This window comes from Micromonospora sp. NPDC049645, assembly GCF_040675155.1.
In the GTDB taxonomy this organism is placed as follows: Bacteria; Actinomycetota; Actinomycetes; order Mycobacteriales; family Micromonosporaceae; genus Micromonospora.
The window spans coordinates 280,260-296,213 of sequence record NZ_JBFAOI010000005.1; the positions used below are offsets into that span (position 1 = coordinate 280,260).

Here is a 15,954-nt window from a genome sequence, read left to right on the forward strand (position 1 = left end):
GAGGGTATACCTCGCGTATATATCCTCAGGGTGTTCGTCGAGATCGCCTGGTCCTGGCGTTGGTGTCGAGGGAGTCGGTGCGGCGCGGCTGCCGCGCGGTCAGCCGGTCAGGGCGCGGATCAGGGCGTAGCCGGTGGCAGCCGCGCCGAGCGCGGCGGCCACGCTGCCGAGCACGTTGGCCAGCGCGAGGAACCGATGGCCACCCTTGGCCAGTCGCAGCGTCTCGTAACTGAACGTGGAGTAGGTGGTCAGCGCGCCGCAGAACCCGGTGCCGAGCAGCGCGGTGACCGCCGGCCCGGTCGGCCACCCGACGAGTACGCCGAGCAGTAGCGACCCGGCCACGTTGACGGTCAGCGTGCCCCACGGGAACGCCGAGTCGTGCCGGGACTGCACGGCCCGGTCGGTCAGGTAGCGCAGTGGCGCGCCGACGGCCGCGCCCAGGGCGATGAGCAGCACGGTCATCGGGCCGCCCGCCCCAGCAACCCGGCGGTGACGGCGTCGCCCAGCCCGACCGCGACGAGCGCGCCGAACACCGTCGCGGCGAGGTACGCCAACGCGATGCCCGGCGCGCCGTTCGCGAGGGCCAGCTGGATGTCCACCGCGTAGGTGGAGAAGGTGGTGAACCCGCCGAGCACCCCGACCCCGAGGAACGGGCGAGCGAGGGGGTGCCCACCGCCGAGGTGACCCAGCGTCGCCATCAGCACGCCGATCAGCAGGCAGCCGGTGGTGTTGACGGCGAACGTGGCCCACGGAAACCCGGTGGGCGGGTGCGGAACGGCGTGTTGCAGGCCGGCTCGGGCCAGCGCGCCGAGCACCCCGCCGGCCGCGATCGTGGCGAGAGTCGTCGCGGGGCGCGCGGTCAGCTCGCGGCGGTCGGCGGGGACGCGTACGTCGACGTCGGGGTCGGTACGCGGCTCGAACGGCTCTGGCACGGCTTCTCAGCCTAGTGCCGACGCCAGCGGCGACATTGCCGCGCTGCCGGTGACCGCGTCAGCGCACTGCCGGCGACTGGTCGGCGCGCTGCCGGTGTCAGCGCACTGCCGCGACCGCGGCGTCCGGGCCGCCTCGCCACACCGTGCCGACCTCGCTGAAGCCGGCCGCGGTGAGGGCGGCCAGGTGCCAGGAGACCGGCGGGTTCCACTCGGGGCTGTGCCCGGTCGGGTAGATGGCCTGCCGCTGGACGACCAGTGGGGCGAGCGCGGGGTCGGCGCCGGCCCGTTCCCACCAGTCCGACCAGGACAGCGTCGAGCCGGCGGCGTACCTGGCGTTGCGCCGCTCGCGAGCCCGGTCCAGCAGTCGTTTGGTCAGCTCCGGCAGGGTGTCGTCCGGCATGTGGTCGGCGTTGACGAAGACGCCGCCGGGCCGCAGCACGTCGCGCACCTCGGCGTAGAGCTGGCCGAGGCGGTCGGCCGGCAGCCAGTGCAGGGCGGTGGCGGTGAGCACGGCGTCGTACTCGCGGTGGGGGAGCGCGGCGCGCCACTCGGGGGTGCCCAGGTCGGCCGGGACGATGGTGGCCCGGTCGGCCAGCGAGGCGCGCGCGATGGCGAGCAGCGCCGGGTCGAGGTCGACCAGGGTCGCCTGGGCGTCGGGGAAGCGTGCCAGTGTCCGCAGCGAGATGGTGCCGGTGCCGCCGGCCAGATCGAGCACGCGCGGCGGGCGATCGTCGAGGACCGCGTCGACGGTGTCGAGCATGGCGGTGAACCGGTGTTCCCGGTCCGGCAGGTATGCCTCCTGCTGGCGGTTCCAGCTCTCCTGCCAGGCCCAGGGATCCGCGATGTAAGGACTCATGGCGATCAGGCTAGTTACGCCGCGAGGGCATTGTCCAGACCTTGTTGCACATAATTTGCAAGTGCGGGAAGATGGCAGCGCGATGATCAGAGCATCGCCGGGCCCGGGCAGCCGCCCGGCCCGGCGATGTCTTCCGACCGGTCAGACCGTCGCGTCCACCAGTGCCTCGTCAGCCGCCGCCGGCCGGTCGCGCCGGGCCAGCCGCGGCGCCGCCCGCCGGCGCGGGCGTACCGTACCCGCAGCCCCACCGGGACCGCCGCGCCAAGGAGGCAGCCGATGCAGGACCGCACCCCTCGTCCGGAGGAGCTGGAGCCGATCGAGCGGGCCGGCATCGACGAGCTGCGCGCCCTGCAACTCGACCGACTGCGCTGGTCGCTGCGCCACGCCTACGACAACGTGCCGCACTACCGCCGGGCGTTCGACGCGGCCGGGGTGCACCCCGACGACTGCCGGGATCTCGACGACCTGGCCCGCTTCCCGGTCACCGGCAAGGCCGAGCTGCGGGAGAACTACCCGTTCGGCATGTTCGCCGTACCCCGGGAGCGGGTTGCCCGCCTGCACGCCTCCTCCGGCACCACCGGCCGCCCGACGGTGGTCGGCTACACCCGCGACGACCTGCGCACCTGGGCGCGGCTGATGGCCCGTTCGATCCGGGCCTCCGGCGGCCGTCCCGGCGACCGGGTGCACGTCGCGTACGGCTACGGGCTCTTCACCGGCGGCCTGGGCGCGCACTACGGGGCCGAGGAGCTGGGGTGCACGGTCATCCCGGTCTCCGGGGGCATGACCGAGCGGCAGGTGATGCTGATCCGCGACTTCGAGCCCGAGGTCATCATGGTGACGCCCAGCTACCTGCTGGCCATCGTCGACGAGATGCGCCGCCAGGGCATCGACCCCCGTGCCACCTCGCTGCGGGTGGGCATCTTCGGGGCGGAGCCGTGGACCGAGGACATGCGCCGGGAGATCGAGCAGCAGCTGGACATCCACGCCGTCGACATCTACGGCCTCTCCGAGGTGATGGGCCCCGGCGTGGCCACCGAGTGCGTCGAGACCAAGGATGGGCTGCACCTCTGGGAGGACCACTTCTACCCGGAGATCATCGACCCGGTCAGCGGGGCGGTGCTGCCCGACGGTGAGCGGGGTGAGCTGGTGCTGACCTCGCTGACCAAGGAGGCGATGCCGGTCGTGCGTTACCGCACCCGCGACCTGACCCGGCTGCTGCCCGGCACCGCCCGGCCGATGCGCCGGATCGAGAAGATCACCGGTCGGACCGACGACATGATGATCCTGCGAGGGGTGAACATCTTCCCCACCCAGATCGAGGAGCTGATCCTGCGGACCCCGCAGCTGTCGCCGCACTTCCAGTGCGTCCTCGACCGGCACGGCCGGTTGGACACCCTGACGGTGCGGGTGGAACGCCGAGCCGGCGTCGCCGTGGACGCCGCCGAGCGGGCCGGTTCCACGCTGGTTCAGCTGGTGAAGAACACCATCGGCGTCAGCGTGTCGGTCGACGTCCTCGCCCCGGACGCGGTGGAACGGTCGATGGGCAAGATGCGCCGCATCGTCGACCAGCGGCCGTCCGCCTGACCCACGCCGGGTCTCGTCCCGGATCGGGCCGCTGCCCTCGTCTCCTGTAGAGCTGCCCCGGAGGTGGGGCAGGCGCCCGCCCGGGTCGGGAGCGCACGGTGGGCCTGCCTCGGGCACGGCTGTCGACATAGGATCCCGCCCATGCGCGTGCTGGTGGTCTCCGCCCCGCTCGTCGGGCACGTCTTCCCGTTGGTGCCGCTCGCGGTCGCGCTGCGCGACGCCGGCCACGACGTGCTGGTGGCCACCGGCGGCGGTGGCCTGACCGTCGCCGACGCCGGTCTGCCGGTGCGTGACATCGCGCCCGGCTTCGACCTCGGGCGGACAGCGCTGCGCGTCCTGCCCCGCCATCCGTTGATCGCCCGCGCCGAGTTGGCCGGCACCGCCGGAACCAAGGGCGCCGGCCTGCTGTTCGGCGCGCTCAACGACCAGCTCACCGATCCGGTGGTCGACCTGGCCACCCGGTGGCGACCGGATCTGGTGCTGTACGAACCGTTCGCGGTCGCCGGCGCGGTGGCCGCCGCGCGGCTCGACGTGCCGGCCGTACGCCAGGAGAACGCCCTCTTCGACGGCCGGGAGTTGGTCCGCGCCGTCGTCGCCCGACTCGGCGCGGCGCTGCGCCGGCACGGTCTCACCGAGTTGCCCGCGCCGGCCGCCGCCCTCGCCGTGGCCCCGCCCAGCGTTGCCACGCAGGGCGGCTGGCCGATGCGCTACTCGTCCTACGTGGGTGGCGGAGAGCTGCCGGCCTGGCTGCGCGAGCCGGGCGGGCGCCCCCGCATCCTGGTCACCCGCAGCACCCTGACCGGCCCCGGCGACCGCGGGCCGATGCCCGCCGTGGTGGCCGCCGCCGCCCAGGTGGACGCCGAGATCGTGCTGGTCCGCCCGGACGAACGGTCGGCCCGCTCGTTGCCCGGCAACGTGCGGGTGGTCGACTGGATTCCGCTCGACGAGGCGTTGCCGGCGAGCGCCGCGCTGGTGCACCACGGCGGGGCGGGTAGCGCCTTCGGCGCCCTCGCCGCCGGCCTGCCCCAGCTGGCCACCACGGGGCCGGGGGACCGGCGGCACAACGCCGAGCTGGTGGCCCGCCGGGGCGCCGGCCTGGCGCTGCGCCCCTCGGCCATCACCGCGCGGACACTGACCCAACTGCTCACCGACGACGGCCTGCGCACCGCTGCCGCGCAGGTCAGCCGCGAGATGGCCGCGATGCCGCCACCGACCGACCTGGTCGCGCGACTGGCGGCACTGGTCTGACCTCCGCCCCGCGTGGCCACACCGGACGGGCCCTCGGCTGCGGCAGGATGACCGGATGCGACACGTCGTGCTGTTCCACTCCGTGTACGGGCTGCGGCCCGCCGTGCGCGCCGCCGCCGACCGGTTACGCGCCGCTGGGCACCAGGTCAGCACGCCCGACCTGTACGGCGTTCCGGCCGCCGCCACGGTCGAGGAGGGCTTCGCGCTGCTTGACAAGATCGGCCACGACGTGGTCCTCGACCGGGCCCGCGCCGCGTTGGGTGACCTGCCAGCGGAGACGGTGCTCGCCGGCTTCTCGATGGGCGCTGGTGTGGCCGGGGCGCTGCTGGCCGAGCGCCCCGCCGCCGCCGGTCTGCTCCTGCTGCACGGCACCGGCGGCGCCCCGGACGCGGTCCGACCCGGGTTGCCGGTCCAGCTGCACCTCGCCGACCCCGACCCGTACGACGCGCCGGACGAGGTCGACGAGTGGCGGCAGGCCATCACCGACGCCGGTGCCGACCTGACGGTCTTCCACTATCCGGCCGTGGGCCACCTGTTCACCGACCCGGAGCTGCCCGATTATGCCCCGGACGCCACCGCGGCGGCCTGGCCGCGCGTGCTGGCCTTCCTGGCGGTCTGCTGATCGCCCGGCGTCGATGCTTGCGATGCCTCCGTAGCGTGAGGACAGACTTTCCCATCGAAGGGCGTGCCGGCGTGAACGAAACGGTCCTCAGCGTCATCGGTCTGGTTCTGGTCGCGGTCTCGCTCGGCTTCTCCGCGATCCAGACCCGGGAGGTCGCGAGACAGAGCCGCATCAACAACCGCATCGGCTCGGCGAACGCGATCCTTGAGATCAACAACGTGGGCCAGGCGTGGCACGATCGGGTGCTCGAAGATCCGGCACTTCGGCCGTACTTCTTCGACCGGAAGCCCTGCACGCCCGACGACCCGGCGCGCGCGAAGGTGGTGACCCTGGCGGAACGTCTCGCGGACCTTCTCGAGTGCAACCTCCAGATGGCCCCGCTGCTGCCCGCGTTCACGTTCGCCCACACCTGGCATCTCTGGCCGGCCCAGATGTTGCGGCAGAGCCCCGTGCTCGTCGAGGTGGTCGAGGGTCACCCCGGCTGGTGGGAGGCGCTCGACGACCTCCAACAGCAGGTCCGCGCCGGCGGTCCGCTGACCCATCCGCTGCTTGGCGCACCCCGACGCCGGTGGTGGCGCTCCCGTTCCCGGATCGGGGGAGACCTACGTCCGACGCGCGACGAGGACGCCGCGACGGTGACCCCGGCGGGCGGCGCGGCCGCGATCCCTTCGCAGCGATGACCGGCATGACCAGTCGGGCCGGCAGCGACGCCGCCGGCCTCGGCGTCCGTGCCGTGGCCGGCCGGACGGCGACAAACTGGTTCGACCGGGCGGGCCGGGCTGCCGAGAATGACGGGCATGGAGTTCCTGTGCTACCACCGTGACCGGCCCGGCTCGGCGGCGTTGCGCGACGAGATGCTGCACGAGCACTGGTCCTACATGGACCGGTACGCCGCCGAGCTGATCGCGCGCGGCCCGACCCTCGTCGGTGACACGGCCACCGGCAGCGTGCACATCGTCGATGTGCCCGATCCGGCCGCCGCGCGGGCCTTCGCCTTCGAGGAGCCGACCTACCAGGCCGGCGTGTACCGGGACGTGTTGGTGCGCCGGTGGCGCAACGCGCTGGGCCGCACCATGTGGGACTTTCCCGGCGGGCGCACCGGCGGCAACCGGTATCTGGTGCTCGGCCTCGGCGCCGGGCCGGCGGCCGACCTGGCCGTGCCACCCGATCCGGACGAGCTGATCGCGTACGGGCCCCTGCTGTCCGACGACGGCGCCACCTGGCTCGGCACCGCCGCGCTGCTCCGGGCGCCGAACCCGGACGCGGCGCGCGCGGTCCTAACGGCGCACCGGTACGCCGACATCGAGGTGCACAACTGGCAGTTCGGCGGGCGACCCACAGCCGCTGACGGGTAGTCAGGCGGAGGCGGCCAGGCCGTCCGGTCGGGGGATCACCGACGGGCGGGGTATCGCCCGCACCGTGCCGGGCGGGGTGTCGACGTCGGTGAGCGCCCAGCGTCCGGCGGAAATGGCGGGCGTGGCGAGGATCGACGCGGCGGACCGTCCGACGCCCCGGGGCGCGTTGCCGCCCGCACCACGGGGAGGCCCGGCCGCCGCCGGGGGCGGCGTCGGCGGTACGTCGCCCGCCGCGGCGACCGCTCGGAGCCGGGGTGAGCCCGCCGCATGGTTGCCGCCGGGACTCGACGCGGCTGGACGGGCGGCCATCGTCGGGGCGGGGTTACGTCGCCTCAGCGCGGCCGGGGCGGTGGCACCGTCCGGCCCGACCGGGGTCAGCGCCGCGAAGACGGCGTCCAGCCGGCCGGCCCGGGCGCCGACGGTGTCGAGGCGCACGATCTCCGCGCTCCTCGCCGCCGAGCCGTTGACCGCGCCGGCGCCCGTACCCTGCTCGGGCGGGGTGGCGTCCCGGCGCACGGGGTCGAGGTGCGGGACGTTGGCGGCCCGGCCCTGGAAGACGGCCCGCAGCGCGCGGGGCAACCGTTCGGCGGCGACCTGGCGCAGCGCGGGCGCGGCGAACGCGTACCCGTCGACACGGTGGGGGAGTAGGAGCCCGGCGGCGACCAGCCCGCGCAGGGCGGGCGCGGACCGGCCGGGCGTCCAGCCGAGGGCGCGGTCCACGGCCGCGCCGGAGATCAGGCCACCGAGGGTGCCGGCGGCCATCAACACCGCCCGCCGTTCACCGTCGAGGTGGTCCAGTTCCGCGCCGACGGTCCGGCGTACCGCCTCGGGCAGCGGGAGCGCCACCGGATCGGCGCCGTCGACCACCGATGTGACGTACGCCTGCGCGTGCCCGGGGCGGCCCCCCACCAGCGGCAGCAACCGGTCGACCAGGGCCACCGGCTGCCCGGCCCGGGTGAGCAGGGCGCGCAGCAGTCGCCCGGACTGCACCGTGGCCAGCGGTCGGATCGTCAACCGTCGGGCCGGGCCCGGCCGGGTGTCGTCCCACTGCGGTTGGTGCAGGGTGAGCAGGGCCAGCGGCAACCCGCGCTCGGTCGCCGCGCCGAACAGCGCGCGCAGGAAACGGCTCACCACCGGCGCGGCCCGGTCCACGTCGTCGACGGCCACGATCACCGGCCCGTCGGCGGCCAGCCGCAGCAGGACCTCCCGGCAGATCGCCGCGCCGGCCAGCGCCGCCGCCGAGTCGTCCGGGGTGGCCAGCATCCGCTGCAACGCCGGGACCGCGGTGGCCACCCGGGTCGGCGGAAACAGCGGCGTCAGCGCGGCGACGAGTCGGTCGTGGGCCGCCGCCGGTCCGTCGCCGTGCCGGATCCCGGTGAGGCCGCGGAGCAGCTCCGCGACCGGCGCCAACACTTGATCGGGGTACGGCTGGCAGGTCGCCACCGACCAGCGCACCGGCACACCATCCACCGTGGTCAGCCCACGGGTCAGCTCGTGCAGCAAGCGGCTGCGGCCACTGCCGGTGGGGCCGACCAGGGAGATCCAGCGGGGTCGTCGCTCCCGGATGGCCCAGCTCAGCTGGTCCCGGATCGTGGCCAGCTCGCGGCGTCGACCGATCAACGGGCCGTCGTGCCGGTCGGCGCCGGGGCGTACCGGGCCGACGGCGTGCCAGACCGGCACCGGCGGCACCCGGCCGGCGACCGGCACCGGCGTCAGCTGACGCTGGGTGATCAGGCCGGCGGTCGCGCGGGCGGTGGCCGCGCAGAGTGCGACCGCGCCGGGTGGGGCGTACTCCTGCAGGCGGGCCGCGGTGGTGATCACCGCGCCGCTGGCCACGCCGTGCCCGCCGGTGACGACGTCGTCCAGGTCGACCACGACCTCGCCGGTGGCGACACCGACCCGGACGCGCAGCCTGATGTCGGCGACCATGGGCCGGCGGTCCAGCGCGGCCTGGATCTCCAGCCCGGCGCGCACCGCCCGGTACGCGTCGAAACCGTCGGAGTGCCGGGCGCCGAAGAGCGCCATCACGGCGTCGCCGACGTACTTCTCCACCACCCCCTGCCAGCGGTGCAGCACACCGGCGACGGTGTCGAAGTAGGCCCGCTGCAACTCCCGGACGTCCTCGGGGTCGAGCCGGTCCACCAGGGCCGTGGATCCGACGATGTCTGCGAAGAGGACGGTGACGACGCGCCTCTCCTGGGGTACCGGCCACAGCGGGGTCACGGTCCGTTGCGCGTCGATGACGTTGCTGGTGGTCATGGGTATCGCACCGGCCTTTCTCCCCGCTGTTGCCTGATCACCTCCGGAGATTGGCATTCCTGGGCCGACGGGGGATCTGCAGAACGACGTATGTCGGCCACCTGCAACCTTTAGTCGCAAAGTCGACGCGAGGAGTACCACAAGCGGCAGATGGCCGTAGAACGGTGTGGGGCCCTGTGATTAGGCTGCGTGGCATGGTCAGCGATGTGGACACCGCACCGCTCGTGGGCCGGGCCGAGCTGGTGCAGACGGTTCGGTCCGCGTTGCTCGGTGACGCCGCGCACGGGCAGACCGCGGCGGTCTTCCTGACCGGTGAGAGCGGTGTGGGAAAGACCCGGCTGTTGGGCGAGATCGGCGACCGCCTGCGGGAACAGGGCGCCGTGGTGCTCACCGGCAGCTGCCTGGACATCGGCGACGCCTCCCCGCTGCACCCGTTGTTGCAGGCGCTGCGCCGCTTCGACACCGAGGTGTCCGCCACGCACACCCGCACCTCCTCGGCCGTGCGGGGGCTGTTGCAGATGTTCGCCGACGAGACCGCCGGCCCGGACGGCGCGGGCGCGTTGCTGGAGCGGGTCTCGCGCGGTCTGCACCTGATCGCCGAGGGCCGCCCGCTGGTGCTGATCCTCGACGACCTCCAGTGGGTCGACCGCAGCACCCGGCAGCTTCTGCTCTACCTGCTCGCCGGCCTGGGCGACCTGCAACTGTCGGTGCTGGCCGCGGTGCGTGCCGAGTCGTTGCAGGGCGCGCACCCGCTGCGCCGGGTGCTCACCGAGCTGCGTCGGCTCCGCACGGTGCGGGTGCTCGACCTGGCGCCGCTGGGCCGGGCCGACACCGAGAAACTCGCCGCCGCGGTGGTCGGTCGGGCGTTGGGCGCGGACGCGGCCGAGCAGGTGTGGCAGCGCAGCGGTGGCAACCCGTTCGTCATCGAGGAGCTGGCGCGCGATGTGCGCGACGGCCGCGACGGCCTGTCCGAGACGCTGCGGGAGATCTTCCTCGACCGGGTCGACGCGCTGCCCCAGCACGCGCACGCCGTGGTGCACGCGGTTGCCGCGGGCGTGGAGCCGGTGCAGCACTGGCTGCTGGCCCAGGTGCTGCGGATGCCGGAGGACGAGCTGATCGCCGCGGCCCGCGCGGCGGTGGCGCACCGGCTGCTGGTCGGCGCCGACGACGGCTACCGGCTGCGGCACCGCCTCGTCGCCGAGGTGCTGGCGCACGAGCTGCTGCCGGCCGAACGCTCCGGGCTGCACCGCCGCTACGCCGAGGCGTTGACCGCGGCCCCGGGTGAGCTGCACCAGGCCCGGCTGGCGCACCACTGGCGACTGGCCGGCGAGCCGGCGCGGGCCCTGCCGGCGGCGGTGGCCGCCGCGCAGGAGGCCGAACGGTTGCACGGTTACGCCGAGGCGCACCGGCACTGGTCGGCGGCGTTGCAGTTGGCCGCCGACCCGGGCCCGCTGACGGTGGACCGGGTCGAGTTGCTGGAGAACGCCGCCGAGGCGGCCCACCACTGTGGGGAGCACGCCCGCGCGTTGGCCCTGCTGGAGGAGTTGGCCGCCCTGCGTGGTGGCGAGCCGAGCTGCGCGCTGCACATCCGCCGCGCCCGTTACCTGGCCGCCGCCGGTCGCTCCGCGCTGGCCGAGGAGGAATACCAGCGGGCGCTGAAGGCCGAGGACTGCTCCGCCCGGGACCGGGCGACGGCCGCCGCCCGCCTGGCCGAGCTGCTGCTGCACCTCGGCCGGTACGCCGACGCCGGCGAGCGGGCCCGAGAGGCGCTGGCGCTCGCCGAGAACGTGGAGGGCTCGGCGACCGAGGTCGTGCTGGCCAGCTCGGCGCTGGGTTTCAGCGACGCCTGTCTGGAGGACCCGGACGCCGGTCTGGCGGTCATGCGCGACGCCCTCGACACCGCCGAGCGCGCCGGTCAGCCCGAGGACGTGGCGTGCGCGTACCTGCACCTGGCGGAGCTGCTCACCGGGCCACTGAACATCCTCGAGGAGGGCGTGGTGGTGGCCCGCCGGGGCGCCGAACGGGTGACCGAGCTGGGGCTGGGCCGCACCTGGGGCACCCGACTGCTGGCCATCGCCATCAACGGGTTGTTCCGGGTGGGCCAGTGGGCCGAGGCGGAGAAGGTGGTGGCCGCGGCCCTGCGGCACCGACCGTCCGGCGCGGACGCCGTGGAGCTGCTGCTCGCCCGGTGCCGCCTCTCGGTGGGCTACGGCGACATCGAGGCCGCCGGTCGCGACCTCGACGCGGTGGCGACCCTGCTCGCCGGCGGCGGGGCGCGACACGTGATCCCGCTGCTCACCCTGCGCTCCGGGCTGGCCATGTGGGAGGGCCGGCACGACGTGGCGCGGTTGGCGGTGCAGCGCGGCCTCACCGAGAGCCGCTCCGACGACGTGATGATCCTGTCCGCGTTGGTCTGGCACGGCCTGCGGGCCGAGGCGGAGGCGCACGCCAGCCGTACCATCGAGGTGGACCCGACGGCGGTGCGCCGGCTGCGGGACGTGGCCGAGCGGGTGGCGCGCAAGAGCGCCGGCGCCGCCCGACCGGTGCGCTCGGTGGTGGAGGGCTTCCTGGCCCTGTGCGCCGCCGAGGTGAGCCGTCTCGACGGCAGCGACCCGGAGTTGTGGGCCGTGTCGGCCGCCGAGTGGGACCGCCGTAATCACCCGTATCCGGCGGCCTACTCACGGCTGCGGCAGGCGGAGGCGCTGCTGGCTCGCCGCAGCCGGGTGGCCACCGCCGGCAAGCTGTTGCGGGAGGCGTACCAGGTGGCGCAGGGGTTGGGCGCGGTGCCGCTGACCTCGGAGATCCGCGAGTTGGCCGGGCGGGCCCGGGTGTCGCTGGACGAGCGTGACACCACCACCGGCGGCACCCGGAGCGTGCCGGCCGAGGCGTCCGACGACGAGTTGGCGGCACTCACCGCACGGGAGCGGGAAGTCCTTGCCCTGGTCGCGGAGGGGTTGACCAACAAGGAGATCGGGCAACGGCTGTTCATCAGCGAGCGGACCATCGGTGTGCACGTGTCGCACATCTTCGACAAGCTCCAGGTCCGGACCCGCGTGCAGGCCAGCGCCATCCAGTTGCGCAACCAACGGGGCTGAGAGCCACCACTTCGTATCCCGGCGCGTGCGCGCGCCGGGATACGTCGTTCTACTGATCCGGCGTACGGGTGTCGGCTGGAAGGCTGGGCCGCGTCGACGACGGCACGGGGGATGCCGCCGACCACCATGGAGGAGAGATGACCGAACCCGTCTGGGGACCCGTGCAGCGGGACATCGTCGACCTGCTCGCCGACCATCCTGCGGACGTGCCGGCCGTGGTCGATCATCTGACCAAACTCCAGGACATGCTGGTTCGGCTGCCTCCGTTGGAGGAGAGTTGCCCGCTCGCCGACTTCAACAGGCTCTACCTGACCATCACCAGCAGCGTGCTGGACGGGCTGTACGACGACCGCTTCGTCGACCCGGTCTTCCTCTCCCGGCTCGACGTCGAGTTCGCCGCCCGGTATTTCGACGCCATGCGGTTGTGGACCGACTCCAGCCCGGGCACCCCGAGGGCGTGGTCGTGCCTCTTCGAGCGGATGCGGGGACCGGACGCCCGCCCGTTGCCCTCGGCGGCGGCCGGGGTCAACGCGCACATCAACTTCGACCTGCCGTTCGCACTGGTGACCACGTTCGACCACCTGGAGTCCGAGCCGGTCGACGGCAGCGACCAGCACCACGACTACCTCGAGATCAACAACATCTTCGCGGACAAGATCCCTGGCCTGCGCCGTGGCTATCTGGAGCGGTGGCAGCTGCTCATCGACATGCTCAACGGTGACATCGACGACTGGTACCAGGGGGAACTGGTCGAGTACACGCGCGATGTCGCCTGGCGCAACGCGCAGAAGATCTGGCGGTGCCGGCACGATCCGGACGCCCGAGAGTGTGAGCGCACGCGGTTGGACGACAACGCCGCGGCGCTCGGCCGGCTGCTGCTCTCGCCCCTCGGGGCGTTCCTGCAGTAGCCGGGACGGGGGGTCCCCGCGCTCCGCCCCGTGGGGGGCGGCGGAGCGCGGGGGCGCGTCCCACCAGTTCCACCCCGCGTGGCCGCCCGAGGTCGGGTCGGTCAGGCAGGGGGACAGCCGGTCGGCCCGGGGGGTGTCGACCGTCTGCCACCGTCGGCCGGCCCGGGGGGTGCCGGCCGGCGGTGGGGGAGCGCCGCACGGGGGTCACGCCGACGGGGTGCGGATCCGGGGGTGTCGGCGGGCTCGGATCGGGTACGCCCGCGCCATGACCGTCCTGGCCCGGCGTCGGCCCGCCGCCCGCCCCCGCCCCGCGCGGCCCGGCCCGCTGCGGCCGGGTGGTCCGGTGCCACGACCCACCGCTCGGCCCGGTGCCCGATGACCGACGTCGCCACGCGCTTCCCGTTCCGCTTCGATCCGGTCTTCCGCCCGTTGCTGGCGCTGCTGGGAGTCCGTCCGGCGACCGCCTGGGTCGCCCTCACCGAACGGACTCTGCTGATCCGGTACGGGCCGTGGCGGCTGCGGACCGACCGGGACAACGTCACCGCGGTCGAGCTGAGCGGGCCGTACCACTGGTGGCGGGCCATCGGTCCGCGCCTGTCACTCGCCGACGGCGGTGCGACCTTCGGCAGCAGCGCGGCTGGCGGGATCTGCCTGCGCTTCGGCGTACCGGTGCCGGCGCTGGTGCCCGGGGGTCGGCCGGGGCACCCGGCGGCCACCGTGACCGTCGCCGACCCGCCCGCGCTGGCCCGTCTGCTCGCCGTCGCGGACCTGCCCTGAGCAGGTCGAACAGGTGCCCGGTTCCGCCGACCGGGTGCCCGGGGACCGCCTACCGTCGGATCAGGACCTGTGAGGGTGGGACTGGCGATGGGTGACGAGCACCGGCAGAAACCACGACGTTGGGGCGGACGCCGCCACGCGCCGACCGGGCCGGACCCGGCACTGCGGGCGGCCCGCGATCCGGCTCGCCCGCACCGGGGCGGCCGGCAGGGGATCGTGGTGCCCGAACGGGTGCCCACCCCGGCCCGGTCGGCGCCGCCGGCCAGCCGGCTGCGCCGGTGGCTCTTCCAACACCGGGTGCAGCCGCCCGGTCCCGAGGCGACCGAGGGGCAGAACCGCCGGCACGCCTGGTGGCAGGTGATGTGCCTGACCGGCGTGGACTACTTCTCCACGCTGTCGTACCTGCCGGGCATCGCGGTGGTGGCGGCCGGTGCGCTCTCCCCGCTGGCGACCCTGTTGATCGTCGTGCTCACCCTGTTCGGCATGCTGCCGATGTACCGGCGGGTGGCGCAGGAGAGCCCGCACGGTCAGGGTTCGGTGGCGATGCTGGAGCGGCTGTTGCCGTTCTGGCGGGGCAAGGTCTTCGTCCTCGTGCTGCTCGGTTTCGTGGCCACCTCCTGGATCATCACCATCACGCTCTCCTCGGCCGACGCCACCGTGCACCTGCTGGAGAACCCGTACCTGCCGGACAGCCTGCACGGGCCGCTGGTGCCGGTCGTGGTCACGGTGGTGTTGCTGCTCGTCCTCGGCGGGGTCTTCCTGCTCGGCTTCCGGGAGGCGGTGGTCGTGGCCATCCCGCTGGTCGCGGTCTTCCTGGTGCTCAACGCGGTGATCGTCGTGGTCGCGATCGCCCGGATCGCCGGCGACCCGCGCATCGTGTCGGACTGGACGGCCGCGCTGACCGCGACCGGCGGCGGACCGGCTCACGTGCTGCTCACCGCCGTGTTGGCGTTCCCGCTGCTGGTGCTGGGTCTGTCCGGTTTCGAGACCGGGGTCAGCATGATGCCCCTGGTCGCGGCCGACGGCCCGGACAAGCAGGCCCGCCTCGCCGCCCGGATCCGCAACACGCGTCGACTGCTCACCACCGCCGCGCTGATCATGTCGGTGTACCTGATCTCGACGACCTTCGTGACCACGGCGCTCATCCCGAAGGAGGAGTTCCGGCCGGGCGGCGCCGCGAACGGGCGCGCGCTGGCGTTCCTGGCGCACACCTACCTGGGTGAGGTGTTCGGCACCGTCTACGACGTCAGCAGCGTGCTCATTCTCTGGTTCGCCGGCGCCTCGGCGATGGCCGGGCTGATCAACATCGTGCCCCGCTACCTGCCCTCGTACGGGATGGCGCCGGAGTGGGCGCGGGCGGTGCGCCCGGTGGTGATCGTCTACACCGTCGTCAGCGTCGCCATCACGATCGCCTTCCGGGCCGACGTCAACGCCCAGGCCGGGGCGTACGCCACCGGGATCCTGGCGATGATGGTCTCCGGCGCGGTGGCGGTGACGATCTCCGCGATCCGTCGCCACCGGCGTGCCTCGGCGATCGGCTTCACCGTGTTGACGCTGGTGCTGCTGTACGCGCTGCTGGAGAACGTGATCGAACAACCGGACGGAATCACCATCTCCGCCCTGTTCATCCTCGGCATCATCGCGGTCTCGTTGGTCTCCCGGGTCACCCGGACCACCGAGCTGCGCGCCGAGCGGATCGAGTTCGACGAGCCGGCCCGTCGGTTCATCACCGAGTCGCTGGCGCACGACGGGCAGCTGCACCTGATCGCGAACAAGCGACAGACGGGGTCGGTGAAGGAGTACACGCTCAAGGAGCGGGCGCAGCGCGGGATGAATCCGGTGCCCGGGGCCGCGGACGTGTTGTTCCTGGAGATCGAGGTGGTGGACCCGTCGGAGTTCAGTCAGGTGCTGCGCGTGCACGGGATCGAGGTGGGCGGCTTCCGGGTGCTGCGGGCCAACAGTCCGGCCGCGCCCAACGCGATCGCTGCCATCCTGCTGGCCCTGCGCGACGCCACCGGGGTTCGGCCGCACGCGCATTTCGAGTGGTCGGAGGGGAGCCCGATCGCACACCTGGCCCGCTATCTCATCCTGGGCAGGGGAGACACCCCGCCGGTGGTGCGGGAGATCATCCGCCGGACCGAACGGGACCCGCTGCGTCGGCCCGGCATCCACGTCGGCGGGTGACGTCGATGCGGGTCTGACGGCTTTTGAAGATGAAAGAGGGCACTATTCACGTTCACACCTTCCTGTCCGTATTGCGGACCTATCGTGACGTTTGGTGGTCGGCGAGCACGTCGAGCCCCCGCGCCCGGATCGGC

At 73.7% G+C, this 15,954-nt stretch carries 13 protein-coding genes; 9 read left to right on the top strand and 4 right to left on the bottom strand.

Annotation, left to right across the window (positions count from 1 at the left end):
• Positions 1–99 precede the first annotated feature (99 nt).
• The 3 genes from crcB to AB0J33_RS14910 all read right to left on the bottom strand — a co-directional run bounded on the left by crcB (position 100) and on the right by AB0J33_RS14910 (position 1,788).
• Positions 100–462: a fluoride efflux transporter CrcB gene (gene crcB / locus AB0J33_RS14900; protein ID WP_363613686.1), complete on the bottom strand. Its 363-nt coding sequence runs from the start codon at positions 460–462 to the stop codon at positions 100–102.
• On the bottom strand, positions 459–932 hold the full coding sequence (locus AB0J33_RS14905; RefSeq protein ID WP_363613688.1) for a CrcB family protein: 474 nt from the start codon (positions 930–932) through the stop codon (positions 459–461). Before AB0J33_RS14905 ends, crcB begins: the two co-directional genes overlap by 4 nt.
• A 97-nt stretch (positions 933–1,029) precedes the next feature.
• Positions 1,030–1,788 (bottom strand): class I SAM-dependent methyltransferase, encoded by a 759-nt coding sequence (locus AB0J33_RS14910; RefSeq protein WP_363613690.1) that lies wholly within the window; start codon positions 1,786–1,788, stop codon positions 1,030–1,032.
• Positions 1,789–2,064: 276 nt separating this feature from the next.
• Between AB0J33_RS14910 and paaK the strand changes: the two genes are divergently transcribed.
• The 5 genes from paaK to AB0J33_RS14935 all read left to right on the top strand — a co-directional run bounded on the left by paaK (position 2,065) and on the right by AB0J33_RS14935 (position 6,597).
• Positions 2,065–3,372 (top strand): phenylacetate--CoA ligase PaaK, encoded by a 1,308-nt coding sequence (gene paaK / locus AB0J33_RS14915; protein WP_363613692.1) that lies wholly within the window; start codon positions 2,065–2,067, stop codon positions 3,370–3,372.
• A 141-nt stretch (positions 3,373–3,513) separates the two neighbouring features.
• Complete coding sequence (locus tag AB0J33_RS14920; RefSeq protein ID WP_363613694.1) at positions 3,514–4,620, top strand: nucleotide disphospho-sugar-binding domain-containing protein; 1,107 nt, start codon at positions 3,514–3,516, stop codon at positions 4,618–4,620.
• Between the two features lie 55 nt (positions 4,621–4,675).
• Positions 4,676–5,242 (top strand): dienelactone hydrolase family protein, encoded by a 567-nt coding sequence (locus AB0J33_RS14925; protein ID WP_363613696.1) that lies wholly within the window; start codon positions 4,676–4,678, stop codon positions 5,240–5,242.
• Between the two features lie 71 nt (positions 5,243–5,313).
• Positions 5,314–5,922 (top strand): hypothetical protein, encoded by a 609-nt coding sequence (locus tag AB0J33_RS14930; protein WP_363613698.1) that lies wholly within the window; start codon positions 5,314–5,316, stop codon positions 5,920–5,922.
• Positions 5,923–6,039: 117 nt separating this feature from the next.
• Positions 6,040–6,597, top strand: coding sequence for a YciI family protein (locus AB0J33_RS14935; protein ID WP_363613700.1), 558 nt, complete (start codon positions 6,040–6,042; stop codon positions 6,595–6,597).
• On the opposite strand, the gene AB0J33_RS14940 is transcribed toward AB0J33_RS14935, so the two are convergent.
• On the bottom strand, positions 6,598–8,856 hold the full coding sequence (locus tag AB0J33_RS14940; protein WP_363613702.1) for an adenylate/guanylate cyclase domain-containing protein: 2,259 nt from the start codon (positions 8,854–8,856) through the stop codon (positions 6,598–6,600).
• A gap of 194 nt (positions 8,857–9,050) precedes the next feature.
• Here AB0J33_RS14940 and AB0J33_RS14945 point away from each other — a divergent pair, with 194 nt between their 5' ends.
• From AB0J33_RS14945 to AB0J33_RS14960, 4 genes are all read left to right on the top strand, one after another.
• Complete coding sequence (locus AB0J33_RS14945) at positions 9,051–11,951, top strand: AAA family ATPase (RefSeq protein ID WP_363613704.1); 2,901 nt, start codon at positions 9,051–9,053, stop codon at positions 11,949–11,951.
• A gap of 137 nt (positions 11,952–12,088) precedes the next feature.
• Positions 12,089–12,859 carry a DUF5995 family protein gene (locus AB0J33_RS14950; RefSeq protein ID WP_363613706.1) on the top strand — a complete coding sequence of 257 codons (771 nt, stop codon included), beginning with the start codon at positions 12,089–12,091 and terminating at the stop codon, positions 12,857–12,859.
• A gap of 375 nt (positions 12,860–13,234) precedes the next feature.
• Positions 13,235–13,636 carry a hypothetical protein gene (locus tag AB0J33_RS14955; protein WP_363613708.1) on the top strand — a complete coding sequence of 134 codons (402 nt, stop codon included), beginning with the start codon at positions 13,235–13,237 and terminating at the stop codon, positions 13,634–13,636.
• 87 nt (positions 13,637–13,723) lie between these two features.
• The gene (locus AB0J33_RS14960; protein WP_363613710.1) at positions 13,724–15,820 is read left to right on the top strand and encodes an amino acid transporter; all 2,097 of its coding nucleotides are present in this window, start codon (positions 13,724–13,726) and stop codon (positions 15,818–15,820) included.
• Positions 15,821–15,954: the final 134 nt, after the last annotated feature.

Coding starts and splice junctions, on each gene's coding strand:
- crcB (WP_363613686.1), bottom strand. CDS start 462: ATGACCGTGCTGCTCATCGCCCTGGGCGCGGCCGTCGGCGCGCCACTG.
- AB0J33_RS14910 (WP_363613690.1), bottom strand. CDS start 1,788: ATGAGTCCTTACATCGCGGATCCCTGGGCCTGGCAGGAGAGCTGGAAC.
- paaK (WP_363613692.1), top strand. CDS start 2,065: ATGCAGGACCGCACCCCTCGTCCGGAGGAGCTGGAGCCGATCGAGCGG.
- AB0J33_RS14920 (WP_363613694.1), top strand. CDS start 3,514: ATGCGCGTGCTGGTGGTCTCCGCCCCGCTCGTCGGGCACGTCTTCCCG.
- AB0J33_RS14925 (WP_363613696.1), top strand. CDS start 4,676: ATGCGACACGTCGTGCTGTTCCACTCCGTGTACGGGCTGCGGCCCGCC.
- AB0J33_RS14935 (WP_363613700.1), top strand. CDS start 6,040: ATGGAGTTCCTGTGCTACCACCGTGACCGGCCCGGCTCGGCGGCGTTG.
- AB0J33_RS14940 (WP_363613702.1), bottom strand. CDS start 8,856: ATGACCACCAGCAACGTCATCGACGCGCAACGGACCGTGACCCCGCTG.
- AB0J33_RS14945 (WP_363613704.1), top strand. CDS start 9,051: ATGGTCAGCGATGTGGACACCGCACCGCTCGTGGGCCGGGCCGAGCTG.
- AB0J33_RS14950 (WP_363613706.1), top strand. CDS start 12,089: ATGACCGAACCCGTCTGGGGACCCGTGCAGCGGGACATCGTCGACCTG.
- AB0J33_RS14955 (WP_363613708.1), top strand. CDS start 13,235: ATGACCGACGTCGCCACGCGCTTCCCGTTCCGCTTCGATCCGGTCTTC.
- AB0J33_RS14960 (WP_363613710.1), top strand. CDS start 13,724: ATGGGTGACGAGCACCGGCAGAAACCACGACGTTGGGGCGGACGCCGC.